General features: G+C 73.6%; 21 protein-coding genes. 7 read left to right on the top strand and 14 right to left on the bottom strand.

The genetic code is table 11. The annotated features are described in order from the left end of the window. Positions 1-4: 4 nt before the first annotated feature. Positions 5-916, top strand: a complete 912-nt coding sequence (locus ABD223_RS19100) for an NAD-dependent epimerase/dehydratase family protein (RefSeq protein WP_344037645.1) — start codon at positions 5-7, stop codon at positions 914-916. A 145-nt stretch (positions 917-1061) separates the two neighbouring features. Next, positions 1062-1538, top strand: a complete 477-nt coding sequence (locus ABD223_RS19105) for a hypothetical protein (RefSeq protein ID WP_344037646.1) — start codon at positions 1062-1064, stop codon at positions 1536-1538. Between the two features lie 13 nt (positions 1539-1551). Here ABD223_RS19105 and ABD223_RS19110 read toward each other — a convergent pair whose 3' ends face one another. Beyond that, complete coding sequence (locus tag ABD223_RS19110; RefSeq protein ID WP_344037647.1) at positions 1552-1773, bottom strand: hypothetical protein; 222 nt, start codon at positions 1771-1773, stop codon at positions 1552-1554. A 108-nt stretch (positions 1774-1881) separates the two neighbouring features. Next, positions 1882-2361, bottom strand: a complete 480-nt coding sequence (locus ABD223_RS19115) for a DUF4383 domain-containing protein (RefSeq protein WP_344037648.1) — start codon at positions 2359-2361, stop codon at positions 1882-1884. Between the two features lie 229 nt (positions 2362-2590). On the opposite strand from ABD223_RS19115, the gene ABD223_RS19120 reads away from it, so the two are divergent. The 3 genes from ABD223_RS19120 (at position 2591) to ABD223_RS19130 (ending at position 6247) form a co-directional block, all read left to right on the top strand. Further along, positions 2591-3628: a medium chain dehydrogenase/reductase family protein gene (locus ABD223_RS19120; RefSeq protein WP_344037649.1), complete on the top strand. Its 1038-nt coding sequence runs from the start codon at positions 2591-2593 to the stop codon at positions 3626-3628. A gap of 285 nt (positions 3629-3913) precedes the next feature. Beyond that, positions 3914-5686 (top strand): arginine--tRNA ligase, encoded by a 1773-nt coding sequence (gene argS, locus ABD223_RS19125; RefSeq protein ID WP_344037651.1) that lies wholly within the window; start codon positions 3914-3916, stop codon positions 5684-5686. A gap of 201 nt (positions 5687-5887) precedes the next feature. After that, on the top strand, positions 5888-6247 hold the full coding sequence (locus ABD223_RS19130) for a hypothetical protein (RefSeq protein WP_344037652.1): 360 nt from the start codon (positions 5888-5890) through the stop codon (positions 6245-6247). Between the two features lie 262 nt (positions 6248-6509). Here ABD223_RS19130 and ABD223_RS19135 read toward each other — a convergent pair whose 3' ends face one another. The 12 genes from ABD223_RS19135 to ABD223_RS19190 all read right to left on the bottom strand — a co-directional run bounded on the left by ABD223_RS19135 (position 6510) and on the right by ABD223_RS19190 (position 20936). Further along, complete coding sequence (locus ABD223_RS19135; RefSeq protein WP_344037653.1) at positions 6510-7616, bottom strand: beta-ketoacyl synthase N-terminal-like domain-containing protein; 1107 nt, start codon at positions 7614-7616, stop codon at positions 6510-6512. Beyond that, positions 7613-8104, bottom strand: a complete 492-nt coding sequence (locus ABD223_RS19140) for a hypothetical protein (protein WP_344037654.1) — start codon at positions 8102-8104, stop codon at positions 7613-7615. Before ABD223_RS19140 ends, ABD223_RS19135 begins: the two co-directional genes overlap by 4 nt. Positions 8105-8141: 37 nt before the next feature. Further along, on the bottom strand, positions 8142-9833 hold the full coding sequence (locus ABD223_RS19145) for a thiamine pyrophosphate-binding protein (protein ID WP_344037655.1): 1692 nt from the start codon (positions 9831-9833) through the stop codon (positions 8142-8144). 1 nt (position 9834) lies between these two features. Further along, positions 9835-12429, bottom strand: coding sequence for an aldehyde dehydrogenase family protein (locus tag ABD223_RS19150; protein ID WP_344037656.1), 2595 nt, complete (start codon positions 12427-12429; stop codon positions 9835-9837). Beyond that, on the bottom strand, positions 12413-13501 hold the full coding sequence (locus ABD223_RS19155; RefSeq protein WP_344037657.1) for an amidinotransferase: 1089 nt from the start codon (positions 13499-13501) through the stop codon (positions 12413-12415). Before ABD223_RS19155 ends, ABD223_RS19150 begins: the two co-directional genes overlap by 17 nt. A gap of 37 nt (positions 13502-13538) precedes the next feature. Then, the gene (speD, locus tag ABD223_RS19160; protein WP_344037810.1) at positions 13539-13937 is read right to left on the bottom strand and encodes an adenosylmethionine decarboxylase; all 399 of its coding nucleotides are present in this window, start codon (positions 13935-13937) and stop codon (positions 13539-13541) included. Between the two features lie 37 nt (positions 13938-13974). Continuing rightward, the gene (locus tag ABD223_RS19165) at positions 13975-15201 is read right to left on the bottom strand and encodes a type III PLP-dependent enzyme (protein WP_344037658.1); all 1227 of its coding nucleotides are present in this window, start codon (positions 15199-15201) and stop codon (positions 13975-13977) included. After that, entirely contained in the window at positions 15198-16193 is a 996-nt protein-coding gene (locus tag ABD223_RS19170) for a GNAT family N-acetyltransferase (protein ID WP_344037659.1), read from the bottom strand. Before ABD223_RS19170 ends, ABD223_RS19165 begins: the two co-directional genes overlap by 4 nt. Continuing rightward, entirely contained in the window at positions 16186-17997 is a 1812-nt protein-coding gene (locus ABD223_RS19175) for an ABC transporter ATP-binding protein (RefSeq protein ID WP_344037660.1), read from the bottom strand. Before ABD223_RS19175 ends, ABD223_RS19170 begins: the two co-directional genes overlap by 8 nt. A 58-nt stretch (positions 17998-18055) precedes the next feature. Beyond that, on the bottom strand, positions 18056-19024 hold the full coding sequence (locus tag ABD223_RS19180; RefSeq protein WP_344037661.1) for a dimethylarginine dimethylaminohydrolase family protein: 969 nt from the start codon (positions 19022-19024) through the stop codon (positions 18056-18058). Positions 19025-19039: 15 nt separating this feature from the next. After that, the gene (locus ABD223_RS19185) at positions 19040-19762 is read right to left on the bottom strand and encodes a phosphatidylserine decarboxylase (protein ID WP_344037662.1); all 723 of its coding nucleotides are present in this window, start codon (positions 19760-19762) and stop codon (positions 19040-19042) included. Between the two features lie 532 nt (positions 19763-20294). Further along, positions 20295-20936 carry a TetR/AcrR family transcriptional regulator gene (locus tag ABD223_RS19190; RefSeq protein WP_344037663.1) on the bottom strand — a complete coding sequence of 214 codons (642 nt, stop codon included), beginning with the start codon at positions 20934-20936 and terminating at the stop codon, positions 20295-20297. A gap of 86 nt (positions 20937-21022) precedes the next feature. Here ABD223_RS19190 and ABD223_RS19195 point away from each other — a divergent pair, with 86 nt between their 5' ends. After that, on the top strand, positions 21023-22756 hold the full coding sequence (locus ABD223_RS19195; RefSeq protein WP_344037664.1) for an ABC transporter ATP-binding protein: 1734 nt from the start codon (positions 21023-21025) through the stop codon (positions 22754-22756). Beyond that, positions 22753-24606, top strand: coding sequence for an ABC transporter ATP-binding protein (locus tag ABD223_RS19200; RefSeq protein WP_344037665.1), 1854 nt, complete (start codon positions 22753-22755; stop codon positions 24604-24606). The genes ABD223_RS19195 and ABD223_RS19200 overlap by 4 nt, the downstream gene beginning before the upstream one ends. Positions 24607-24671: the final 65 nt, after the last annotated feature.

Raw genomic sequence — 24671 nt, forward strand, 5'->3', positions numbered from 1 at the left:
GCCCGTGAGGATCCTGGTGGTGGGTGCGAGCGGGTTGATCGGGCAGCACGTCGTGGAACGGCTGCGGGCGCTGGGGCACGAGGCGACGACCGCGGCGCGGACCGCGCGCGGCGGCGTGGACCACGCCCTGGACGCGACCCTGGCGAGCGGCGCGGAGTTCCGGTCGCTGCTGGCCGGGCACGACGGCGTGGTGTTCGCGGCGGGCGCGGACGACCGGGAGGTGCCGCGCAGGCCCGCCTACTCCGTGTTCCACCGCGGCAACGTCGCGCCGGTCGTGCGGCTGCTCGCCGCGGCCCGCGAGGAGGGCCTGACGCGGGCGGTGGTCCTCGGGTCGTACTACACGCACTTCCACCGCGAGCACCCGGACTGGCGGCTGGCCGAGCGCCACCCCTACATCCGCAGCCGGGTCGAGCAGGCGCGCCTCGGCCGCACCGCGGCGGGCCCGGACCTGCCGGTGGCGGTGCTGGAGCTGCCGTTCGTGTTCGGCCGCGCGCGGGACCGCCTGCCGAACTGGGCGGAGCCGCTGGACCGGTGGGTGCGCTCGGGGTCGCCGTTGGTGGCGCCGCCGGGCGGCTCCGCCGCCACGACGGCCCGCCGCGTGGCCGAGGTCGCGGTGGACGCGCTGGAGCGGGCGTCCGGTGAGGACATCCCGGTGGCCGACGAGAACCTGACCTGGTCGCGGATGATCGGCCGCGTCGCGGAGGCGGCCGGTCGCCCGCGCCCGGTGCGCGGGCTGCCGGGCGCGGTGGTGCGGGCGGCGCTGTGGTCCACGTGGGCGGTGCACGCGGTGCGGGGCAGGCAGTCCGGGTTGGACCCGCGGCACCTGGGCGGGTTGCTGCTGCGCGAGCTGTTCGTGCCGGTCGCCCGGTCCGGGTCGGTCGACGCGGCGATCGAGGAGACGTTCCCGCGCGGTTAGCGGCAGCCCAGCGTGACGCGGCGGCACCCGGAGGTGTGGCGCGGCGACCCGACCGGATGGACGTCCCCGCGTCGGGTCCCGCCGCCCGAAAAGCCGGATTAGGTTCGGTTCCGCCCGGACGACCGCCCTTTTCGGAGGAACGCACATGAAGGCCGTGCGCACGACACCGTTCCGCGCCGCCCGTTCCCGCGCCGCCCTGCCCGTCCTCGCCGCGGTGCTCGCGCTGGCCACCCCGGGTCCCGCGGCCAACGCGGCGGCCCACCCCGTTCCGGCGACCGCTGCGACTACTGCGACCGCTGAGGCGCCCGCGTCAGCGGAGTGCGAGGTGCTCGCGCCGCACGACTACGAGTGCGTGTTCCTGAGCGTGGTCAAGGCGCGCGTGCTGGTGGACCCGGACACGCCGAGCCTGACCACGCGGGCCTACCTGGGGCACGCCGCGTTCGGGTGGAGGATGGTCGCCGAGCGCACCTGGTCGTCGGCCCAGGCCCGGGACGACCTGTGCGGCACCGCGTTCGGCCACACGGCCTGCGTCCACACGGACTTCAGCTGGGAGGAGCGCTTCGTCTCCCTGCGCGCCACCTACGACGGCCGGGAGGTGGGCAGCTGGCGCTACGACTGGTAGCGCCAGCCCCCCATCAGTAGCCGCGTCGACCGGCCGAGGGCGGCTCGTAGTCGTAGTCCCCGTCGTCCTCGTCCGGCACGTCGAACGGCAACGGCCGGTTCGTCCACGAGTCGACCAGGACCAACAGCGCCGCGAAGACGAGGACGACCACACCGACCCAGGCCAAGCCACCCCAAGCCAGGACGCCCGCGATCAACAGCAACGGCAGGACGGTGAACAGGATGAAGGGGTCCACCCGTCCCCATTGCCGCCGTCGTCCCGAACTCGCCATCTACGCCCTCCCAGTCAAGCGCCTCCCGGGGTGAACTTACGCGACCCGGTCCACCGAGGCGTCAACCGGGCGTCACCGACCCCGCTGCTCCCGCCCGGGGTACTGGCCGCGGGTGCGCTCCAGGACGGTGGCGAGCACGGCCAGCAGGATCATCCCGAGGCCCAGGCCCAGGTGCAGGAGGTTGTCCGCGGCGTTGAACGGCACGAAGTTCGCCCCACCGGCGGCGTCGACCGCCGAGCCGTAGACCCACAGCAGCAGGTAGATGAATCCGCCGACGACGAGGAACGCCCGCGACGCGCCCGCCGCGCGGGCCGCCAGGACGCCCGCCACGCCGAACAGCAGGTGCACGAGGTTGTGCAGCACCGAGACCTGGAACACGCCGAACAGCTCGGCCCGCGACCCCGTGCCGGCGAAGCCGAGGTGGTCGAAGTGGGACGTGATGCCCGGGATGAAACCCAGCAGGCCGACCAGCAGGAACACCGCTCCGACCAGGAGCGCGAGCGCCTGGACGGGGCGACGGCGGGTACCCGCGCGTTCGGTTGCGCTCGTCATGGTGGTTCCTCCGGGTTCGGCTCGCTGGGCCTGGCGTACCCGGAGGTGGCGGGGCGAAACCAAGATCACCTCTCGTCGGGGTCGGTGACCTGCGGGATTCGGCTTCCGGCGGCGGCAATCCCGGCCCGATTCGGTGAGTGACCAACCACTCCTGTTGACAAAGCAGCGCTTCGCCCGTTTACTTCCCCCGAGAGTGAGTGACTGACCACTCACAGATGGAGGAGGGGTCATGGGCGACGTGCCGACCGGGCAGGTGCTGGAGGTCGTGCTGCCGGGCGTGGTCGAGCCCGACGGGCTGGTGCTGCGCCGCCGCGCGCGGCCCGCGCCAGGTCCGGGTCAGGCCCTCGTGCGGGTCGAGGCGACGGGCGTGTCGTTCGCCGAGCAGCAGATGCGCCGGGCCAAGTACTACGACCAGCCGCCGTTCTCGTTCGTGCCCGGCTACGACCTGGTCGGCACGGTCGCCGAGGTGGGACCCGGCGTTGACGCGGGCCTGGTGGGCGGCCGGTTCGCGGCGCTGACCAAGACCGGCGGGTGGGCCGACCACGCCGTGGTGGAGGCCGCCGACCTGGTGCCGGTGCCCGCCGGCGTCGACCCGGCCGAGGCCGAGACGTTCGTGGTCAACGGCATCACCGCCTGGCAGATGCTGCACGGCGTCGCCCGGGTCGCCGAGGGGCAGACCGTGCTGGTGCACGGCGCGAACGGCGGGGTCGGCTCGACCCTGGTCCAGTTGGCCCGCCTGGCCGGGGCGCGGGTGATCGGCACCGCGTCGCCGCGCCACCACGAGGCCGTGCGCGAACTGGGCGCGCCCCCGCTGGACTACCGCGACCCCGACCTGACCGCGAAGGTGCGCGAGCTGGCCCCGGACGGCGTGGACGCGGTGTTCGACCACGTGGGCGGGCCCGGCATCGTGGACTCCTGGCGGCTGCTGGGACCGCGCGGCGCGCTGGTGGCCTACGGCACGGCGTCCACCCGCGACGAGGAGGGCTCCTCGCGGCTGCCGGTGCTCAAGCTGTTCGCCCGCCTGCTGCTGTGGGACGCGCTGCCGGGCGGCCGCACCGCGAAGTTCTTCAACATCTGGGCGGGCAAGCGCGACGCGGCCCGGTTCCGCGCCCGCCTCGGCCACGACCTGGGGGCCGTGTTCGCGCTGCTGGCAGAGGGGAAGCTGCGCCCGCAGGTGGCCGCGCGCGTGCCGCTGGAGCGGGTGGCCGAGGCGGTGGCGCTGGCCGAGTCCGGCACGGTGACGGGCAAAGTCGTGCTGGTGCCGTGAGTCGACCGGCCGCCGAGAGGTCGGGGCCGGCCCTGCGGATCGTCGCGGACGCCGAACCGGTCCGCGCCGGGTGCTGCCGGGGAAGCCGACGGCGACCCCGTGCGCCGCGTCGAGGAGCTGCTCGCCGCGATGGGGCGTCGACCTCATCCCCCGCCTGCCCGGTGCGCCGTTCCGCCCGCGCCTGCCGGGAAAATGGCTGGATCACCGACCGGCCGCTGTCCACAATGCCCGCACGGCGCCGGCCGGGTGCCGGAGCCGATCCGAGTTCGCGGAGGATGTGTTCAGGTGAGCGTTCACCACCACGAGGTGCCGTCGCTGTCGGGGCGGGTCGCCGCCACGGTGTCGGGGGCGATCGGTCGAGTCCGCGCCGACCTGGCGGGGGCGGACCCGGTGGTGCGACGATCCGAGCACGCCGACTTCCAGTGCAACGCCGCTCTCGCCCTGGCCAAGCGCATCGGGGTCGGGCCCCTCGACCTGGCCGCCGACATCGTGGGGGCGCTCGACGCCGCCGAGGGGGCGCTGGTGGCCTCCGCGGAGCCGTCGGGGCCCGGTTTCCTCAACGTCACCGTGACCGACGGCGCGATCTGGGCGCAGGTCGCCACCCGTCTGAGGGACCCACGTCTCGGTGTGGGGACACCCGAACTGGGACGGCGGACCGTCGTCGACTACTCGGCGCCCAACATCGCCAAGGAGATGCACGTCGGGCACCTCCGCACGACGATCATCGGTGACAGCATCGCCCGCGTCGCGGGTTTCCTCGGCGCGGACGTGGTGCGCCAGAACCACCTGGGCGATTGGGGCACCCAGTTCGGGATGCTGATCCAGTACCTCGACGAGCACCCCGGCGCCGCGTGGCACCAGGACCAGCTCGGCGAGGGCGCCTCGGCGGTGTCCGCGCTGGACGGCCTGTACCGGTCGGCGCGCGCCGAGTTCGACGCCGACCCGGACTTCGCCGACCGCGCCCGTTCCCGCGTGGTCGCCCTCCAGGCGGGCGACCCGGGCACCGTCGAGGTCTGGGAGGGCATCGTCGCCGAGTCGGAGAAGTCGTTCCGGGCGATCTACGACCGGTTGAACGTGCTGCTCACCGCCGAGGACTCGGTCGGCGAGTCGTTCTACAACCCGATGCTGGCCGACACCGCGGCCGAGCTGGTCGACGCGGGCCTGGCCGTCGAGAGCGAGGGCGCCCTGGTCTTCCAGTCGGACGAGGTGTCCGGCCCCGAGGGCAAGCCCGCCGCGCTCATGGTCCGCAAGCGCGACGGCGGGTACGGCTACGACACCACCGACCTGGCCACCATCCGCCACCGCACCCGCGACCTCGACGCCGACCGGTTGGTCTACGTCACCGACTCGCGCCAGTCGCTGCACTTCCAGCTGGTCTTCGAGGCGGCCCGCCGCGCCGGGTGGCTCACCGGCGGCACCAGCGCCGAGCACGTCGCCCACGGCGCCATCCTCGGCCCCGACGGGACGCCGTTCAAGACGCGGGCGGGCGGCACCGTCCGGCTCGTGGACCTGCTCGACGACGCCGTGGCCCGCGCGCGAGCCGTCGTCCTGGAGAAGAACCCGGACCTGGACCCCGCCGAGCTCGACCGGATCGCCGAGTCGGCGGGGATCGCCGCGGTCAAGTACGCCGACCTGTCCACCTCGCGGGTGAAGGACTACTCCTTCGACGTGGACCGCATGGTCGCCTTCACCGGCAACACCGGGGTCTACCTCCAGTACGCCCACGCGCGCATCAGCTCGATCCTGCGCAACGCCGGCGGCCCGACCCCCGCCGTCGACGGCGCCGTCGCGCTCCACGCGGCCGAACGGGGTCTCGCACTGGCGCTCGACGCCTACGGCGCCGTCCTGACCGAGGTGTGCGCCACCCTCGAACCGCACCGGCTCTGCGGCTACCTCTACGACCTGGCCCGCGCCTTCACCGCGTTCTACGACGCCTGCCCGGTCCTGAAAGCCGACGAACCCGTGCGCGGCAACCGACTGGCCCTGTGCCTGCTCACGGCCCGCACGCTCGGTCACGGCCTCGACCTGTTGGGGATCACCGCGCCGGAACGCCTGTAGCCGGCCGCCCCGGACCGCCGCTCCCCCGGCGCCGGCCCGACCGCCCTGCGGCCGTCCGATCCCGCGAAACCGGTCGGGCGGAGCAGGGACCGGCCTCCGAATAGCGCTTTTTAGTCATTGTTTAGGCAAAGGTGAACACCTCGGTGGATGCTCGTCGCCAACGGATTCCATCCGTTTCCGGTTGCACCACGAGGGGGAATAGTGCTCAAGATCGTCAAAGTGCTGCTCGGCCTGACCGCGCTTTTCGGAGTTTCCCTGCTGTCCGTGCCGGCCGCCGTCGCCGAACCGGCCTCCCCGTCCGCGGTGGCGGTGGCCGGTGACGTCGCCTCCGATGTCGCCGTCGCGGACTCGGGCACCCTCGGCACGCTGCCGAGCTGCGCGGACTACGACCACTCGGGGCAGCGCGCGTGGGTCACCAACAACTGCTCGTACGTCGTCCACGCCAAGATCATCTGGGCGTTCGCCTCGGACACCGCCTGCACCAGGCTCTCGGCGAACGGTGGCTGGCTGACGTCCGAGCGGAGCGGCCTGGCGCGGTTCGACGGCGCGGTCAGCTGCTGACCGCGCCCGCGGTGGGCGGGCAGGGCACCGCCCCCGGTCGGTGACCCCCGTCGCGGCCCCGGTTCGGGTCGAACCGGGGCCGCGGCCGAGCGGGACCACCGGACGCGAATCCCTGGAATTCCCGTTCACGTCGCACTCGACAATGGACCCCGTCCGCGGCGAAGAATTCCCGCGATCCCCGAAATAGGCGCCCCGGGGATTTCCCCGGACCGCTTAGCCGCTCCCGACCCGTCTTCGACGGCGGCCCGAGGACGTCACCATTTCACGGGTCGCGGGTCAGGACCAGGGTGGCGTTGTTGCCGCCGAACCCGAAGCTGGTCACCGCGGCCGTCGTCGGCACGTCCGCCGGGAGCGGCGTGGGCACGCCGCTCAGGCGCAGGCGCGCACTGGGCTCCGGGTCGGTCAGGTTCGGGGTGCCCGACGCCGTCCCGGTGCGCAGGGCCACCGCGGTCGCGGCCACCGCCACCAGGCAGGACACGTGCAGCAGGTGCCCGGTCGCGCCCTTGTGGGAGTCCACGGGCAGGTCGGCGAGGCCGAGGGCGGTGGCCACGGCGTCCAGCGCGGCCAGTTCCTCGCGGTCGCCCTGCGGCGTGCCGGTCGCGTGCGCGTGCACGTAGTCGAGCCGCTCCGCGCCCGCGTCGGCGAGCGCGGCCCGCACGCAGTCCTCGATCACGGCCGCGTCCGACGCCGCGGCGTTGCCCGAGCCCACCCGGCAGGACGCGCCCGCCACGGCCAGGTCCGCCGCCGCGCCCCGGGCGCGGGCGTGGTCCTCGCGTTCGAGCACCACCGCCCCGCCCCCTTCGCCCAGCGAGATGCCCGTTCGGCTCCGGTCCAGCGGCCGGGCCTTGGTGGCGCTGACCGCGCGCACGGCCGACATGCTGACGTACTCGTAGCGGTTGAGGGCGGTGCCGCCGGCGACGACCGCCGTGTCCACCAGGCCGGCGAGGATCGCCCGGCGGGCGAACGCGAGGCCGAACGCACCCGACGCGCACGCGTGCGTCAGGTAGACCGTCCTCGCGTCGAGGTCCGGTGGGACGGGCGGGCCGAGGAAGTCGGCCAGGTCGTCGTCACCCCGGCCGCTCGCCGGCGCTTGGCCCACCATCACGAACAGCGCGTCCGGCGGCACCCCCGGCAGGCCGGCGGCGGACAGGGCCTCGGCGAGCGCGGCGCCCAGGTACGCCTGCTTCGGCGGGACACCGGGGACGGTCCAGGGCACCTCGCCGACCGGTTCGCCCCGCCGGCAGTCGGCCCGGAACCGGTCGGGTTCGCCCAGCGCCGTGCGGCCCTCGCACAGCCCCGCCCACAACGCCCCGACACCGCGCCCGAACGGCGTGACCACGCCGACGCCGGTGACCACCGTCCGGGTCACGGCCGCGCACCGGACATCTCCGGCAGCCCGCTGTCGAGCAACGCCGGGTCCCAGTCGTCCGCCGCGGTCACCACCGCCGCGGTCACCACGCACCCCGGGTCGGTGAGCGAGTCGAGGTCGAGCGGCGACACCTGGCACATCACCACGGGACCGCGGGCGGCCATGGCACGGGCGAGCCGCAGGCCGTGCGCCGAGTCCACCCTGGCCACCAGGAAGCACGGCCCGAGCCACCCGCGCGCGCGGCCGAACCGGCGGACCAGCTCCGCGGTCTCCAGACCGGTCGAGTCGGACGGGCGCACCTGCCTGCCGACCTCGTCGCACCGGCGGGCGAAACGCGCGGCCGCCCACCGGCTGTAGGCGTCCGCCAGGACCAGCAGCGGCACCTCGCGCGCCACGTCCGGCGGCAGCGCGTCGAACACCGCGTCGAGGGTGCCGGTGACCGCCGCCGCGGTCGACGGGTACCGAACGGCGGCGACGTCGGCGGTCACCCGCCCGGTCGTGCCGACTGCGAACGCGGACGGACCTTCAGCACTGTGCGACATGGGCGGGGAAGTCTCCGATCAGGTTGTCGAGGGCGGGGTGCCGATCGGCGAGCCGGACGTCCACGTGGACCACCGCGACCCCGCCCCGCGCGGTCACCCGGTACCCGCGCCGGACCGCGTCGACGAGCCCGGTCCGGTCGGTCACCGGGAAGTGCGAGCCCGCACCACCCGCGTCCGGCGCGTCGGAGGCGAACCCGTGGCGCGCCGGGTCGAGGCGGTGGCGGTCCAGCTGGGCGTGCAGCCACCCGTAGCCGCCGTTGCGCAGCACCACGTACAGCACGCCGATGCCCTCGCGGTCCAGGGTGGCGAGGTCGCTGCGGAAGAGGTTGAACGCGCCGTCACCCACGAACGCGACCACCGGCCGGTCCGGCGCGGCCAGGCGCGCCCCCGCCGCGGCCGCGGCGCCGAACCCGAGCGTGGTCTGCTCGGACGGTGCGATGCAGCCCCCCGCGGAACGGCACGTGTAGTGCGGGTAGAAGTACGACCACATGTCCTGGAGGCCGTTCTCCTGCACCAGCACCCGGTCCGGCGGCAGGACCTCGTCGATCGCGGCCAGCACGTCGACCACCCGGGGCCGGTCGCCTTCGGGGGGCGCGCCCCGCACCTGCTCGGCGTGCCCCCGCGCCGCCGCGCGGCACCGCTCGACCGCGGTCCGCCACGACCGGTCGGGCGGCCGGTCGACCTCCGCCACCCACGCCGCGAGCACGTCCGCGCCGTCGCCGACGACGCGGGGGCCGGGGTGGTCCGTGGACAGCGACGCGGGGTCGACGTCGACCTGGAGGACCGGTCGGTCGGGCCGGTCCCACCCGGTGGTCGCCGTCTCCTCCAGCCTGCTGCCCACGGCGACGACGAGGTCCGCCTCGCGCCACAGCTCCTCGGTCCCCGGCGGGGTGTACAGGCCGGACAGGCCGCAGAACAGCGGGTGGTCCTCGGCGACGGCGCCGCGACCGGACGCCGTGGTGAACACCGCGGCCCCGATCCGCTCGGCGAACCGCTCCACCACGCCGTCCGGGTTGCGGTGCCGCATACCGCCGCCGACCAGGACGACGGGTCGCCGGGACGACCGCAGGGCGGTCAGCGCGGCGCCCCGGACGGGTGAGGTGGCGCGGGCGCGTGCCACGGCGGTGGCCGGCAGCCAGGGCCGGGCGCGCGGCACGGGCGCCCCGATCAGGTGGTCGGGCAGCTCCAGGTACACCGGTCCCCGCGGGTCCGAGGCCGCCACCAGGAACGCCCGCTCCAGGGCGGGCGCCACGCGGTCCGGGTGGTCCACGCGGTGCGCCCACTTGACCGCCGGGGACACCAGCGCGAGTTGGTCCAGCTCCTGGAACGCGCCGCTGCCCCGGCGGTCCACCGCCGTGCCGCCCGCCACCAGCACCACCGGCGCGCCCGACGCCCGGGCCTCGACCAGGCCGGTGACCGCGTTGGCGACCGCCGGCCCCTTGCCGATCACGCACACGCCCGGCCCGCCGGACCCCAGGGCGTACCCGGTGGCCATGAAGACCGCGTTGCGCTGGTCGCGGCACAGCACCAGCCGCAGGCCGCGGGAGTCGACGGCGGCCAGCGCCGCCAGGTCGTCGCCGGGCAGCCCGAACAGCACCGGCGGTCCCGCCTGCGCCAGGTAGTCCGCCAAGGCGTGCCACGCGTCGGCGTGCGACGCTCCCGGATCCCCCGGCACGTCAGGTCCCCTCCGGCGCCGTGCCCAGGTGGTCGGCGATCGCCTTGGAGATCAACAGCGGCTCGGCGACGCGCCGGCCGCGGACGGCGGCGTAGTTGGCCACCACGCCCCGCCCGCCGAACGGCTGGTTGCCGTCCTCCACGTCGAGCAGCGTGCGGTTCACGCACACCTGGTGGCGACGGGCCAGCAGGTCGACGGTCCCCGGGTCGTCCCCGTAGACCATCGCGGCCATCGCCCGGTCGTTGACGTACGGCTCCCGCAGGAACGACCACAGCTGCTCGCGGTCGCGGTAGACCGCGATGTTGAAGATCGGCGAGAACACCTCCTCCACCGGCACCCGCTCGTCGCAGGACCGCACGAGCACGGTGGGTTGCAGGTGCCGCTCGCGCAGGTCGATCCGACCGCCGTGCACGATGTGCGCCCGGTGGCGGTGCAGGTAGTCGACGGCGGCCTCCACCGCGGAGTCGTAGTAGAGCGGACCGTAGTCCGCGTCCTGGTCCGCGTAGTCGCCGTAGCGCAGTTCCCCGAGCCCCTTCACCAGCAGTTCCACGAACCGCTCCGCGTCGGCCCCCGGCACCAGGAACACGTCCGGTCCGAAGCAGTCCTGCCCGGTGTTGAGCAGCCGCACGCGCATCGCGTCGAGCGCGGCGGCGCCCAGGTCCGCGCCGTCCACCACCACGAACGGGTTGACGCCCTGCCCGAAGAACAGCAGCAGCTGCTCGGGCCGCAGCTCCGGGCGGATCCGCTCCACGTTGCCGTACGCGCCGGTGAACACCACCACGTCCGCGTCGTGCGCGGCGGACTCCAGGAACCGGCGCTGGCTCAGGTCGCTGCACTCGATCGGCAGCCCGTGCACGGGCGCCAGCAGGTCGTGCAGCCGGCGGGCCGCGTCGGCGACCTTGGAGGACGGCCGGAAGACCAGCCGCCCGGTGTACAGGGCCGGCACGAGCAGGTACAGCACGTACGAGTAGCAGAGCAGGTTGGACGGCATGAACGCGGCCAGCCGCTCCACCGGGCGCGGCCGGTGGGTGCGCACCTCCTCCACCGCGCCCGCCAGGGTGCGCAGCGCGCCCGCCAGCTCCGCCTGCGCCGCCTTGTGCGGGGTGACCTCGCCGAGCACCTCCAGCACCTTGCCCCGGTCGGTGCGCAGGAAATCCGCCACGGCCCGCAACCGGGACGCCCGTTCCGGGAACGGCACGGACCGCGTCCCGACCTGGCGCGCACGCGGCACGGCCTCGCGGGCCAGCGCGGCGAGCCGGTCGACGTCGGGCTTGCCGGTGGTGGTCGACGGGAACTCGTCGACCACGACCACGCGGTTGGGGTGCTCGTACACCGGCAGCAGGGCCTCGATGCGGGCGCGCCAGTGCCGGCCGTCGCGCCGTTCGGGGTCGGCGACGACGAACACCAGCCTGCTGCCGGTGCGGTCGTCCTCCAGCGGCACCACCTGGACCGGCGCGCCGCACGCCGAGGCCTTGTGCGCCAAGGCCTCCGGGTACAGCGTGTGGCCCATGCGGTGGACCGCGGCACGCCTGCCCAGGACGTGCACCGCGCCCGCCGCGTCGAGGAAGCCGACGTCGCCGGTGCGGTACGGGCCGGCCGGGCGCGGGTGGAAGCGCCCCTCGTCGTCGAGGTGGCCGCCGGTCGTGTCGGGCGAGGTGACGACCAGCTCACCCGTCACGCCGCTCGGGAGCGGCGCGCCGCCCTCGTCGAGCACGGCGACCCGCACCCCGGGCAGCGGCCGGCCGCAGCCGACCGGGTCCCGCGGGGTGGCCAGGGCGACGTTGCCGGTCTCGGTGCTGCCGTAGCCGTCCAGCAGCGGCGCGCCGACCTCCCGGCGGAACCGCTCGGCCAGGGCCGGGTCCAGCGGGCAGCCGCCGACGCACCACAGCCGCACCGGGAGCCCGTCGAGCAGGCCCGGGTCGCGGCGCAGCAGGTTCAGCACCGTGTGGTAGCTCATCGGCGTGGCGTCGACCACCGTCGCGCGGTGCTCCCGGGCGAGGTCGAGCGCCTGGTCCAGCCTGGTGCGCGGCGCGACGACCAGCGAGCAGCCCGCCCGCCACCACAGCAGCACCAGCGACAGGCCGTACTGGTGCGAGAACGGCAGCAGCGGCAGCAGCACGTCGTCCGCCCGGTACGCCATGCGCTCCAGGGTGCGACGGGTGTTGTCCAGCACCGAGGCCCCCGAGCGCACCACGCCCTTGGGGCGGCCCGTCGAGCCCGACGTCCACGCGATCAACGCGTCCGACCGGTCGTGCCAGGCCGCCGCGGACAGCTCGCCGCCCCTGGGCCGGCGGGCCGCGGCCGCGACCAGCGCGTCCACGTCCCCGTCGGTGAGCACGTGGTCGGCGCCGGTCAGCTCGGCGAGCCGGTCGACCTCCCCCGCCGGCTGCCGGTGGTCGACCGGCACGATCGAGACGCCCAGGCCGGTCAGCGCCAGCAGCACGGTGGCGTACCGCGTGGAGTTCGCACCGCACAGCAGCACCCGGTGCTCGGGCCGCACGCCGCGGTCGCGCAGCTCCGCCACGACCCGCGCGGCGAGGTCGACCGCCTCCGCCGCGCGCAGGACGCCCACCGCGCCCTCAGCCGCGGCGCACATCGAGCGTGGCGCAGTGGAACGAGCCGCCGAAGGTCTGGAAGTGCTTGAACGGCAGGGGGATCGGCTCGAAGCCCCACTTGCGCAGGTGCGCGGCGAACTCCGCCTCCTCCGCCTCCACCAGCACGTGCTCCTCGTCCAGCATCAGCACGTTGCAGTGGATCCACCGGCTCGTGTAGTACAGCGGGTGGGTCAAGGACAGCTGGGACGGCGGCGGCACCAGCACCTCCCACCCGGCGAACACGTCCGGCAGGCGCGACACCCACGCCTCGTTCACCAGCACGCGGCCCTCGCCCATCGGCAGCAGGGTGGTGTCGATGTGCATCGGCCCGTCGTCGTCGAAGACGTAGGCCAGCACGGTGCACTCCGGGCCGAGGTGCCGTTGCAGCCAGCGCACCCCGGCGCGGTTGGTCACGTGGCTGAGCTGGCCGACCACCACCCCGTCCCCGATGCGCACGAAGTCCGCGGCGTCGAACAGCGGCTCGTCCTCTCCGATCACCGGGTCGAACGCGGCGAACTCGCCGATGCGGTCGTCGCGCCACAGGTCGTCGCGCAGTTGCGGCTTGGGCGCGGCCTCCCAGCGGGCCCCGCGCTCGAAGTAGTCCCGCAGCACGGACCGGAACGCGAAGGTCTCGAAGTAGCGGGAGCGCCACGCCATCGGTGTCTCCAGCACCACGTCGTCGATGGCGAACAGGCTGTCGCGCGGCATCGCGGAGTGGAAACCGCCCCCGGCGGCGAAGTGGGGCGTGACCACCGGCCGGTGGTGGTCGACCGGGTCCGGCCGGCGCACCACCACGCCTTGGCGCTCCAGGAAGTCCGCCAGCCCGTCCACTTCACGGCGGGCCAGCGAGACCAGCTCGGGCGGGAACCGGCGGCCCGCCCAGGCGGTCAGCGGTTCCCGGCCGTGGCGCGGCACGACGGCCCGCACGGACGGGTCCCACTCCGGCACGCGCATGTCGTCCACGATCCCGACGATCACCTCGCGCAACGGCTCCCACTCGGTCCGCACCCGCACCGGCGACGTGATCGGGCGGGGCTGCTCGACCACCGGCTCTTGAAGCTGCCACGTGCTCATGTTCGTCTCCCTCGTCGTTGTGCCCGCGCGCCGTGCTCTAGGTAAGGGGGTCCGCCAGCGCCGGTGCGGTCCGCAGGCCGCGCCGCACGGCGCGCAGCCGCTCGATCGACGCGTCCAGCGCGCCCGCCAGCAGGCGCACGGCCGACTCCGGGTCGGCGCGGCTGCCGCAGGTGAAGACGTCCACGAACGCCGCGCCGAACTCGGGGTAGGTGTGCAGGGACGCGTGCGACTCCGCCAGCAGCGCCAGCACGGTGACGCCCTGCGGCTCGAACCGGTGCGAGTCGAGCCCGCACACCGTCGCCCCGGCCAGGGAGAGCGCTTCGGCGAGGGTGCGCCGCAGGAACGCCTCGTCGTCCAGGCGCCCGGCGACCACGCCGGTCAGCTCGGCGAACACGTGCCGCCCGGCGAAGTGGTGCACGCCCGTGCCGTCGCGCACCGCGCCGTCACCCAGTGCGCCGTCACCCGACGCGCCGTCACCCACCGTGCCCACACCCGTCCACCGGCTCTCCGTCCGCCCCGATGTGGTGCGTCGGCAGCGGCGCGAAGCCGTTGAAGCCGACCGTGGCGCAGCTCGCGGTGTAGGCCCCCGCGGCGAGCACGTCGACGTGGTCGCCCGGCGCCAGGTCCACGGGCAGGTGGTAGGTGGTGCGCTCGTAGAGGACGTCGTCGCCGTCGCACGTGGGCCCGGCGAGCACCACGGGACCGGTCGGTCCGCCGTCGTGCGCGGTGAGCAGGTCGTAGGCGATGAACTCGTCCTCCGTCTCGGTCAACCCGTTGTGCCTGCCCACGTCGAGGTAGACCCAGCGGTGCGCGTGGTGGTAGGCCTTGCGGGAGACCAGGACGACCTCGCTGCGCAGGATCCCGGCGTCGGCGACCACCGACCGCCCCGGCTCGATGGCCAACGCCGGCCGCGCCGCGCCGAAGTGCCGGTCCAGGCTCGCCTCGATCGCCGCCGCGTACTCGGCCAGCGGTGGCGCGCCGTCCCGGTAGCCGGCCGGGAAGCCGCCGCCGAGGTCGAGCGCGGTGAGCGGGATGCCCGAGGCCGCCAGTTCCGCGGCCAGTCGGGCGGCGGTGGCGATCCCGTGCTCCCACGCGCCGGGGTCGAGCTGCTGGGTGCCCACGTGGAAGCTCAGACCTCGCGGCCGCAGCCCCAGCCGGGCCGCCCGGCGCAGCAGCGGTCCCGCCAGTTCCGGGTCGCAGCCGAACTTGCGGCCGAACGGCGTGCTGGACGCGGGCGGCTCGGCGAAGATCCGGCACAGCACGTCCGCGCCCGGTGCGGCGGCGGCGACGTTGACCAGGTCCGGCTCGCTGTCGACGGTGAACAGCCGGACGCCGAGCGCGTGCGCGCGGGCGACGTCGGACCGCTTCTTCACCGTGTTGCCGTAGGACAGCCGGTCCGGGTGCGCGCCCGCGCGCAGGCACAGCTCCACCTCCACCGGGCTCGCCACGTCGAACGACGCGCCGAGGCCCGCCAGCAGCCGCAGCACCTCGTGCGCCGGGTTGGCCTTGACCGCGTAGTAGAGGTCCGCGGCGGGGAACAGCTCCCGCAGCCTCCGGTACCCGGCCCCCACCGCCGGCAGGTCCACCACGAGGCACGGCGTCGGCGGCCGGTGGCGGTCCAGGAAGCCGCGCAGCCTGCGGTGGACCGCTTCGATCGGTTCGGCGGTGGTGCGGTCCACCGTCGCCAGGTCGTCGATCACGCCCGTCCTCCCCGCTCCGGGAGCCGCGTCGGGAGCGGCGGCTCGCCGTCGTAACGCACCCACGTGGTGCAGTCGTCGCGCTCCGGGTCGTAGACGCCGATCCGCTGGAACACGCGCAGCGCGCCGCTCGGGTTGGCGGAGTCGACGGAGAACGCCATGCCGACGTACCCGCGCCGCCGCGCCTCGCGGTCGTTCTCCGCCAGCAGGACGCGGTCCAGGAAACGGCCCCGGAACCCCTTCCGGATCCCGATGTACTCGACCTTCAGGTCGCGCTGCCCCGAACCGTGCGGGCTGCCGTCGTACGCGTAGGACAGCAGGTGCGCCACCACGCGCCCCTGCCCGTCGAGGACCGCGTAGGACAGCTCGGGCAGGAAGTCCGACTTGCCGGTGAAGTCGCGCCGCCACCGGTCGCGGTCGACGTGGCCGTCCTCGTGCTGGCCGGTGAACGCGTCGTTGTGCGCCTCGCGCACGTCCTCGTCCAGCTCCCGGTCGTAGGTCCGCAGGACGAGGCCCTCCGGCAGCGGCGGCGGCGACAGCGGCGGGACGCGGTCCAGCCTGGAGTACACCTCGTGGTAGGTCAGGGCCGGCCGCAGGCCGCGGGCGGCCAGCAGCTTCTTCTGCGCCGCGTTGTGGTCGGCGCACCACACCTCGACCCGGGGACCCAGCTCCTCCGCCCGGGCCAGCGACCAGTCGAGCAGGCGCGAGCCCAGGCCGGCGCCCCGGTGGTCGGGGTGCACGCCGCCCGCCACCTCGTGCCGGTCGCCCCCCGGCGCGGCGCGCGGGCGCCGCACGACCGCGTAGCCCACCATGTCCCCGCCCCGGAAGACGCCCACCGCGTCGTCCGGGCTCGGGTCGGGACCGGGCAGTTCCTCGGCGAAGTCCGCGGGGTCGGCGCGCTCCACCGGTCGGTCGCGCAGGGGGAACGCGCGCATCAGGTCGGCCCAGGCCTGCGCGTCCGCGGCGCGCAACGGCCGCCACGTCCGGTCAGACACCGTGCCCGCTCCGCTGCTCGTCGACCGGGGCGTCCGGCCGCGCCACCACGCGCGGGCTGCTGTCCACGGCGGCGGTGAGGTGGCGGTAGAGGGGGTCGTCCAGCAGCTCCTCGTGCCGCCCTCTCGCGTGCACCGCGCCCTGGTGCAGCATCACGACCTGGTCGGCGTGCTGGGCGAGCAGCATCCGGTGCGTGACCGCGATGACGATGCGCTCGCGGGAGTCCTGCATCAGCGACCGCACCAGCACCTGCTCGTGGTACGGGTCCAGCTGCGAGGTCGCCTCGTCCAGCAGCAGCACCTCGCTGTCGCGGGCCAGTGCCCGGGCCACGGCCAGCCGCTGCCGCTGGCCACCGGAGATCTGCACGCCGCGCTCGCCCACCTCGGTGTCCAGGCCGCGCGGCAGGCTCGTCACCCACTCGCCGAGCCCGACCGAGCGCAGCACCTGCCACAGCCGCTCGTCGTCCGCCTCGTCCAGCCCGTAGGTCGCGGCCTCGCGGATCGTCGCGCCCAGCAGCGGCGCCTCCTGCTGCACGTAGGCGATGCGCCGGCGCAGCTGCGCCAGCGGCAGGTCGGCGATGTCGACGCCGTCGAGGGTGACCCGGCCGCGGCTCGCCGCCACGAACCGCTCCACCAGGCTCAGCACCGTGGTCTTGCCCGCGCCGGACGTGCCGACCAGCACGGTGATGCCCGGCCTGGCCTCGATGCTGACGTCCCGCAGCACCGGGTCCTCGCCGTAGCCGAACCACACGCCCTCCAGCCGCACCGACCGCGCGACGTCGCGCGACGGGGAACCGGCGGGCGACGGGGCGAACTCGCGCGCGCCCTCGTCGGTCTCCTGCGGCATGCGCAGCAGGGCGGAGATCCGGCGCAGCGCCGCGAGGCCCTCGGACAGGCGGCCCGCGGAACCGGTGAGGGACTCCACCGGCTCCTGGATGTAGACGACGTAGAGCAGGATCGCCACCAGGTCGCCCACGCCGACGTCGCCGGTGCTGACGCGGATCACGCCGATGCCCAGGATCACGAGGAACGTGAAGTCGACCGCGGCGTAGGCCACGGTGTCGGCCAGCGCGCCGGTCCGGGCGGCCTTCACGCCCGCGCGGAAGGCGGACTCGGCGTGCCGGTCGAAGGACTCGGCCTCCTGCCGCTCGGTGCGCGACGCCTTGACCGTGCGGAAGGCCAGCAGCACACGCTGCACCACGCCGAGCATCGCGCCCACGTGCTCCTGGGCGCGCTCGGTGTCCTCGGAGACCTTCTGGAAGACCCAGCCCTCGGCCAGGGTCGCCACGGCGAGCACGACGATGACCATCACGGCCAGGAACACGTCGATCGTCAGCATCAGCACGATGCCCGCGACCACGGTGAGCGGCACGACGATGAGGTCGACCAGCGCCTTGACCGTGGTCTGCTGCACCAGCGCGGTGTCCGAGCTGACCCGCGACAGGAGGTCGCCCGAGGAGTCGGCCTCGACCCGGGAGACCGGCGCGCCGACGATCCGGCGGACCATCGCGCGCCGGATGCCCAGCACGAACTGCTCGCTGAGCCGGCCGCGCCAGCGGTAGCCCGCGTAGTTGAAGCAGAGGCCGACCAGCGCCACGCCGCCGAGCACCGCGATGGGGGTGATCAGGTCCTCGCTGTTCTGCACGCCCTCCACCACCTCGCGGGTGGCGAGCGGTTGGACCAGCGCGGCGGCCCTGGCCGCCAGTTCGAGGACGAGCACCACGGCCAGCAGGCCGCGGTAGGGGGCGAGCCAGTTGCGCAACGTCGCGAACGCCGGTTCACGGCGCGGCGGCGCGGTGGACACCATGGTCGGGGTTCTCCGGGGTCGGTCGAGGGGGAAGGGGGTGCCGGTCGGGGTGGGGGTGTCAGTCGAGGGGGAAGGTGTACGAGTAGCGGTTGAGGTGCATGACCATGCAGGACAGGTCGGCGCCCGCCTTGTGGTACTCGCTGAGGTCGATGTGGGTGACGTCGAAGCCGTTGTCGGTGGCGACCCGCTCCAGCTCGTCGTTCTTGGCGCGCTCCAGCCGGTGCGCCTCGGTGCCGGGTTCGAGGTCGTGCAGGTTCGACCCGTTGACGACGGTCCGGTTGAGCCGCACGGAGTTGCACAGCCCGATCCGGCTCGACTCCACCGACACGTCCACGACGTCGGTGTGGGCGGCGAGCGCGTCCAGCTCGGACCGGCGGTACGCCGAGGTGCACACCAGCGTCCGCTCGGAGGTCAGCGGGAAGACGCTGCAATCCAGGTGGTACAGGTACGGGTCGGTCATCTCCAGGCGGATCACCCGCATGTCGAAGGTGCGCTCGAACCAGTCGTAGACCGCCGGGTCGGTCCGGATGCCCCAGCCGCCGACGTAGACGTCGTCGTGCAGGTGCTTGAGGTCGGCCTCGCCCTCGAACCGGTGGGGCGCGACGTGCGCGCGGTAGCCCATCGACTCGAAGAACCGGACGCCCACCTCGGTCTCGCCGCGGCGCGGCTCGGAGGTGAAGTTGGCGATCACGACGTCGTTGGCCCCGGGCAGGTGCGCCGGCACGATGCCGAGGTTCGCGGTGAACACCAGGTCCTGGAGGCCGGTCGTGCGCGGTGTCGGCAGCACGTACACCAGCGCGTCCGCGGCTAGGCAGGTCTGGAGGTTCAGGAACTGCACCATCGCCCGGTGGTGGTTCACGGGCCGCTCGTCGGCCGGGTACTCCCGCATCCAGATGTTGTTCGGCACCGCGGTGCTGTACGAGAACGGCGCGTTGAGCAGGAACGCCGGGTGCCGCAGACCGGTGGGGTTCACGGGCGCAGCGGCGAGGTCGAGCGCCGGGCGCGCGCGCTCCGACAGCGTTGTCATGCGGTTCTCCAGTCGTCAGTCGAGGCCGTGCACGCGCACCAGCGGGTCGACCGCCGCCTCGACGTGGTCGGTGACGTCGCGCAGCGGCTCGAACTCCAGGTGGGGTGACAGCGGGATCACCAAGTCCACCTGGGAGCCGTAGCGGATCTGCGAGAACCGGGCGCCCTGCGCCCGCGGCACGTTCTGGGTCAGCTCGAAGGGCAGGACGCAGTCCACCGCGTGGTCGGCGACCTGGAGCAGGTAGTACGGCTGCCGCAGCCGCGCCGACAGCACCCGGTTGACCACGCGCTGGTTGCGGTGCAGGTACTCCGCCCCGGACAGGTCGACCCGCAGCAGGTCGAGGATGTCGTTCTCGACGTCGAGCATCGGCCGGTTGTAGGTGTCCAGCGCCTCCAGGCGCCGGTAGGACAGGCGGCCGGCGTACGGGATGCGGTTGACGTGCACGTCGTAGTAGGTCATGAAGATCCCGATGACCAGGCTCCGGTGCCGGTAGCCGGGTGCGCGCAGCGCCTGCCGCACCGTGTAGGCGCCGCCCTTGATCTCCACCAGCGGCTCATCCGGTTCGACCACCCGTTGGTAGACGATCACGCCGTCGGCCGGGGAGAAGAAGCGGGCGGGGTCGACGAAGCGCGGGCGGTGCGGGTCGCGGAAGAAGTGGAATTGGCTCAACCAGGCCGTGGAGCGATCGGCCAGCGGTGACACGTCGTCCTTCACCCACTCGTCAAGCGGTTTTGCCACGCGCTCTCCCGTCGCACCCCTCCGCGCTTCCTCCGCGAAACTACGACAAGATCCGATCGCGACCAATCTTCGTCACCCGCAGGTGGTACGCGCGGGACGACACCGCGATAACCGTTCGACAGGGGCTCGGCGAATCCTTGTCAGGTCGTGCCCTCATCGAGCAAGATTTCGATTCGCCCCACCCCGGACAGCCACTTCTTCCGGTCCTGCGCGTCCAGTGGAATCCACTAACGACTGAATGCGTCGCCTGATAGCGTGAATTCCACACCCCATCTCACACAGGCACGTTTCCCGCGGGCCGGCTTCCCCCGGCCGTGCGCGGTCCGGCGAGCGGCGCCGGCGGCGCCCACGACGGCCGGCGGCAGGTCCGGACGCGGCTCAGGGGGTGCCGACGACGCCCCGCCGCAGCCGCCGGTTCGGCCCCCGGCGCGAGGAAAGGGGCATTCGTCGCGATGATCCCGTGCCGGCGGCCGGTCACGAGGTGGAACGGGACAGTGCTCGCGAATCCGGTCGCCAGGACCCCTCCGCCCCGTCATCCTGGTGCCGGGTGTCGCGCGGCCGGCTCACCCGGCTGCGGGTGTTGCGCGGCCAGGCCGTGCAGGAGGGGCAGGTAGATGTCGTCCACCAACTCCGCGATCGCGTCGTCGGACAGGGGGGCGCCGCAGGTCATGGCCTCGTTGCGGATCAGGTCCAGCGGGACGCGGGCCACCCGGTGAGGCACCTCGACGGGCGGCAGTTCCCCCCGGTCAACGGCCCTGGCGACGATGTCGCCCACCGCGCCGGTCACGGGGGACCTCCCGGTCAGGCGGTCGCGGAGGATCCCGGCCACCTCGGGGTGGCGGAACGCCTCGCCCATGACGCCCGCGATCATCTCGTTCACCATCGAGTCGGCCCGGCGGGCCACCGTGGCGAACAGCGCGACGAGGTCCTCCCTCAGGTCGCCCGTGTCGGTCGGCCCCGGCGGCGCGGGCGCCTGGCGGTTCCACGCCGCCAGGGCCAGTTCGGCCCGGCTCGGCCAGCGGCGGTAGATGACCGGTTTGCTCGTGCCCGCCCTCTTCGCCACGGCCTCGATGGTCAGGCGGGCGTAGCCGACCTCGGTCAGCTCGGCCCACGCGGCGTCCAGGATCGCGGTCTCCAGCTCGGCCCCGCGACGACGCGACCTCGGATCGGCCACCCTGCTCCTTAGATACGTTGCGTTTCTTATCGAACAGGTCTACCTTGCACACATTAGACACGATCAGTTTCTTATGGGGGAAGTCGTTGCTCACCCGCCTGCTCCGCACCCACCTGCGGCCTTACCGGAGAGAACTGTCGATCGTGCTGGTGCTCCAGCTCGTCGGCACGATCGCCTCGCTGTACCTGCCCAGCCTCAACGCCGACATCATCGACTTCGGCATCGCCACCGGCGACACGGACTACATCGTGTCCACCGGCGGCTGGATGCTCCTGGTCAGCGTCGTCCAGATCGCCTGCTCCGTCGGGGCCGTCTACTACGGCGCCCGCACGGCCATGGGCTTCGGCCGTGACGTCCGGTCCGCCGTGTTCCACCGGGTCGGCGAGTTCTCGGCGCGCGAGGTCGCCGCGTTCGGCCCGTCCTCGCTGATCACCCGCACCACCAACGACGTGCAGCAGGTGCAGCTGCTGGTGGTGATGGTGTGCACCATGCTGATCACCGCGCCGATCATGTGCGTGGCGGGCATCGTGATGGCGCTGCGCGAGGACTTCGGCCTGTCCTGGCTGCTGCTGGTGTGCGTGCCCGCGCTGGCCGTCTCGATCGGGCTGATCGTGGTGCGCATGGTGCCGCAGTTCCGCCTGATGCAGGAGAGGATCGACGCGGTCAACCGGGTGCTGCGCGAGCAGCTGTCCGGCATCCGCGTGGTGCGCGCGTTCGTCCGCGAGCCCCACGAGACCGCGCGGTTCTCCGAGGTCAACCGGGCGCTGACCGACACCGCGCTGCGGGTCGGCCGGTTGCAGTCGCTGATCTTCCCGGTCGTGATGCTGATCCTCAACGCCTCCAGCGTGGCCGTGCTGTGGTTCGGCGCGTACCGGGTCGACGCGGGCCAGATGCAGGTCGGCGCGCTGACCGCGTTCCTCAGCTACCTCATGCAGATCCTCATGTCGGTCATGATGGCCACGTTCATCTCGATGATGATCCCGCGCGCCGCGGTGAGCGCCGAGCGGATCAACGAGGTGCTCGACACCGAGTCGTCGGTGGCGCCGCCGGCCGAGCCGGTCGTGGAGCTGCCCGAGCGGGCCGAGGTGCGGTTCGCCGGCGCGGAGTTCCGCTACCCCGGCGCGGCGGACCCGGTGCTGCGCGACGTCTCGTTCACGGCCGAGGCCGGGCGGACCACCGCGGTCGTCGGCAGCACCGGCGCGGGCAAGACCACGCTGCTCAACCTCGTGCCCCGGCTCATCGACGTCACCTCCGGCGCGGTGCTGGTCGACGGCGTGGACGTGCGTGAGCTGGACGCGGACGCGCTGTGCTCGCGCATCGGCCTGGTGCCGCAGCGGCCGTACCTGTTCACCGGCACGGTCGCGAGCAACCTGCGCTACGGCAACCCCGGCGCCACCGACGAGGAGCTGTGGGCGGCGCTGGAGGTCGCGCAGGCGCGGGACTTCGTGGAGGCCATGCCCGAGGGGCTGGACGCGCCGATCGCGCAGGGCGGCACCAACGTCTCCGGCGGCCAGCGGCAGCGGTTGTCCATCGCGCGGGCGCTGGTCCGCAAACCCTCGGTCTACCTGTTCGACGACGCGTTCTCCGCCCTGGACCTGGCCACGGACGCGCGGCTGCGCGCGGCGTTGCGCCCGCACACCTCGCACGCGGTCGTGGTCGTCGTCGCCCAGCGGGTGTCGACGATCATCGACGCGGACCGGATCGTGGTGCTGGACAACGGGTCCGTGGTCGGCATCGGCACGCACCGCGAGCTGCTGGGCACGTGCCCCACCTACGTCGAGATCGTCGAGTCCCAGCTGACCCCGGAGCAGGCCGCATGAGCACCCCCACGACGAACCGCGCGCCGGCGCGGATGGGCGCCGGCTTCCCCGGCATGGGCATGCCGATGGGCAAGGCCGAGAACTTCACGCCGTCGGCCCGGCGGTTCGCGCGCCGGCTGCGGCCGGAGCGGAACACGATCGCGGCCGTCGTCGCCCTGGGCGTGATCAGCGTCGCCTTCGCGGTGGCGGGGCCCAAGGTCCTCGGTCACGCCACCGACATCATCTTCAACGGCGTCGTCGGCCGGCTGCGCGGCGTGCCGGGCGCCGGGATCGACTTCCGCGCGCTCGGCGCGGTGCTGGCGTGGGCGCTGGCGCTGTACCTGGTCTCGTCGCTGTTCGGCTGGGCGCAGGGCCTCATCCTCAACAACGTGGTGCAGCGGGTGATCCTCAAGCTGCGGGCCGACGTGGAGGCGAAGCTGCACCGGCTGCCGCTGCGCTACTTCGACGGCCAACCCCGCGGCGAGACCCTGTCCCGCGTCACCAACGACATCGACAACATCGCGACCACGTTGCAGCAGACGCTGAGCCAGCTGCTCGTCTCGCTGCTGACCGTGGTGGGCGTGCTGATCATGATGATCACCATCTCGCCGCTGCTGGCGGTGATCGCGCTGCTGCTGATCCCGCTGTCGGTGATCGTGACCAGCCGGATCCGCAAGGTCTCGCAGGCGCAGTTCGTGGCGCAGTGGAAGCACACCGGCGCGCTCAACGCGCACATCGAGGAGGCGTTCACCGGTCACCAGCTGGTGAAGGTCTTCGGCAGGCAGCGGGAGTCCGAGGAGGAGTTCCGGCGGCGCAACGACGAGCTGGTGGGTTCGGCCACGAGCGCGCAGTTCCTGTCCGGCCTGATCATGCCGGTGATGATGTTCCTGTCGAACATCAGCTACGTCGCGGTCGCGGTGGTCGGCGGCCTGCGGATCACCTCGGGCGCGATGACGCTGGGCGAGGTGCAGGCGTTCATCCAGTACTCGCGGCAGTTCACCCAGCCGCTGACCCAGGTGGCGTCGATGGCGAACCTGATGCAGTCGGGCGTGGCCTCGGCCGAGCGGGTGTTCGAGGTGCTCGACGCGGAGGAGCAGGAAGCGGACCCGGTGGACGCCCCGGCGCCGGCGGCGGGCCGCGGCCTGGTCGCGTTCGAGCACGTCGCTTTCTCCTACCGGCCGGACCAGCCGCTGATCGAGGACCTGTCGCTGGTGGCCGAACCCGGCCAGACGGTGGCGATCGTGGGACCGACCGGCGCGGGCAAGACCACGCTGGTGAACCTCGTGCTGCGCTTCTACGAGCTGAACGCGGGCCGGATCACGCTCGACGGGGTGGACATCACCGCGTTGCGGCGCTCGGACCTGCGGTCGCGCATCGGCATGGTGCTCCAGGACACGTGGCTGTTCGGCGGCACCATCCGGGACAACATCGCCTACGGCCGCCCCGGCGCGTCGGAGGAGGACATCCTGGCCGCCGCGCGCGCCACCTACGTCGACCGGTTCGTGCGCACGCTGCCCGACGGGTACGACACGGTGATCGACGAGGAGGGCACGAACGTCAGCGCGGGCGAGAAGCAGCTGATCACGATCGCGCGCGCGTTCCTGGCCGACCCGTCGCTGCTGATCCTGGACGAGGCGACGTCCTCGGTGGACACGCGCACCGAGTCGCTGGTGCAGCACGCGATGGCGGCGCTGCGGTCGTCGCGGACGAGCTTCGTCATCGCGCACCGGCTGTCCACGATCCGCGACGCGGACCTGATCCTGGTGATGGAGTCGGGCCGGATCGTGGAGCAGGGCACGCACGAGGAACTGCTGGAGGCGCACGGCGCCTACCACCGGCTGTACTCGGCCCAGTTCGCCGCGGCGAACTGACGCGGGGGGGGCGGGCACGGGGGACGGCGAGCGCCCCCGTGCCCGGTTCCACGCGGTCGGGGCGC

It is taken from the genome of Saccharothrix xinjiangensis, from assembly GCF_039527585.1.
In the GTDB taxonomy this organism is placed as follows: Bacteria; Actinomycetota; Actinomycetes; order Mycobacteriales; family Pseudonocardiaceae; genus Actinosynnema; species Actinosynnema xinjiangensis.

Excerpts from the sequence above, each read along its gene's own strand:
- ABD223_RS19200 (WP_344037665.1), top strand. The coding sequence starts at position 22,753 with ATGAGCACCCCCACGACGAACCGCGCGCCGGCGCGGATGGGCGCCGGC.
- ABD223_RS19180 (WP_344037661.1), bottom strand. The coding sequence starts at position 19,024 with ATGACAACGCTGTCGGAGCGCGCGCGCCCGGCGCTCGACCTCGCCGCT.
- ABD223_RS19150 (WP_344037656.1), bottom strand. The coding sequence starts at position 12,429 with ATGTGCGCCGCGGCTGAGGGCGCGGTGGGCGTCCTGCGCGCGGCGGAG.
- ABD223_RS19155 (WP_344037657.1), bottom strand. The coding sequence starts at position 13,501 with ATGAGCACGTGGCAGCTTCAAGAGCCGGTGGTCGAGCAGCCCCGCCCG.
- ABD223_RS19120 (WP_344037649.1), top strand. The coding sequence starts at position 2,591 with ATGGGCGACGTGCCGACCGGGCAGGTGCTGGAGGTCGTGCTGCCGGGC.
- ABD223_RS19115 (WP_344037648.1), bottom strand. The coding sequence starts at position 2,361 with ATGACGAGCGCAACCGAACGCGCGGGTACCCGCCGTCGCCCCGTCCAG.
- ABD223_RS19175 (WP_344037660.1), bottom strand. The coding sequence starts at position 17,997 with ATGGTGTCCACCGCGCCGCCGCGCCGTGAACCGGCGTTCGCGACGTTG.
- ABD223_RS19105 (WP_344037646.1), top strand. The coding sequence starts at position 1,062 with ATGAAGGCCGTGCGCACGACACCGTTCCGCGCCGCCCGTTCCCGCGCC.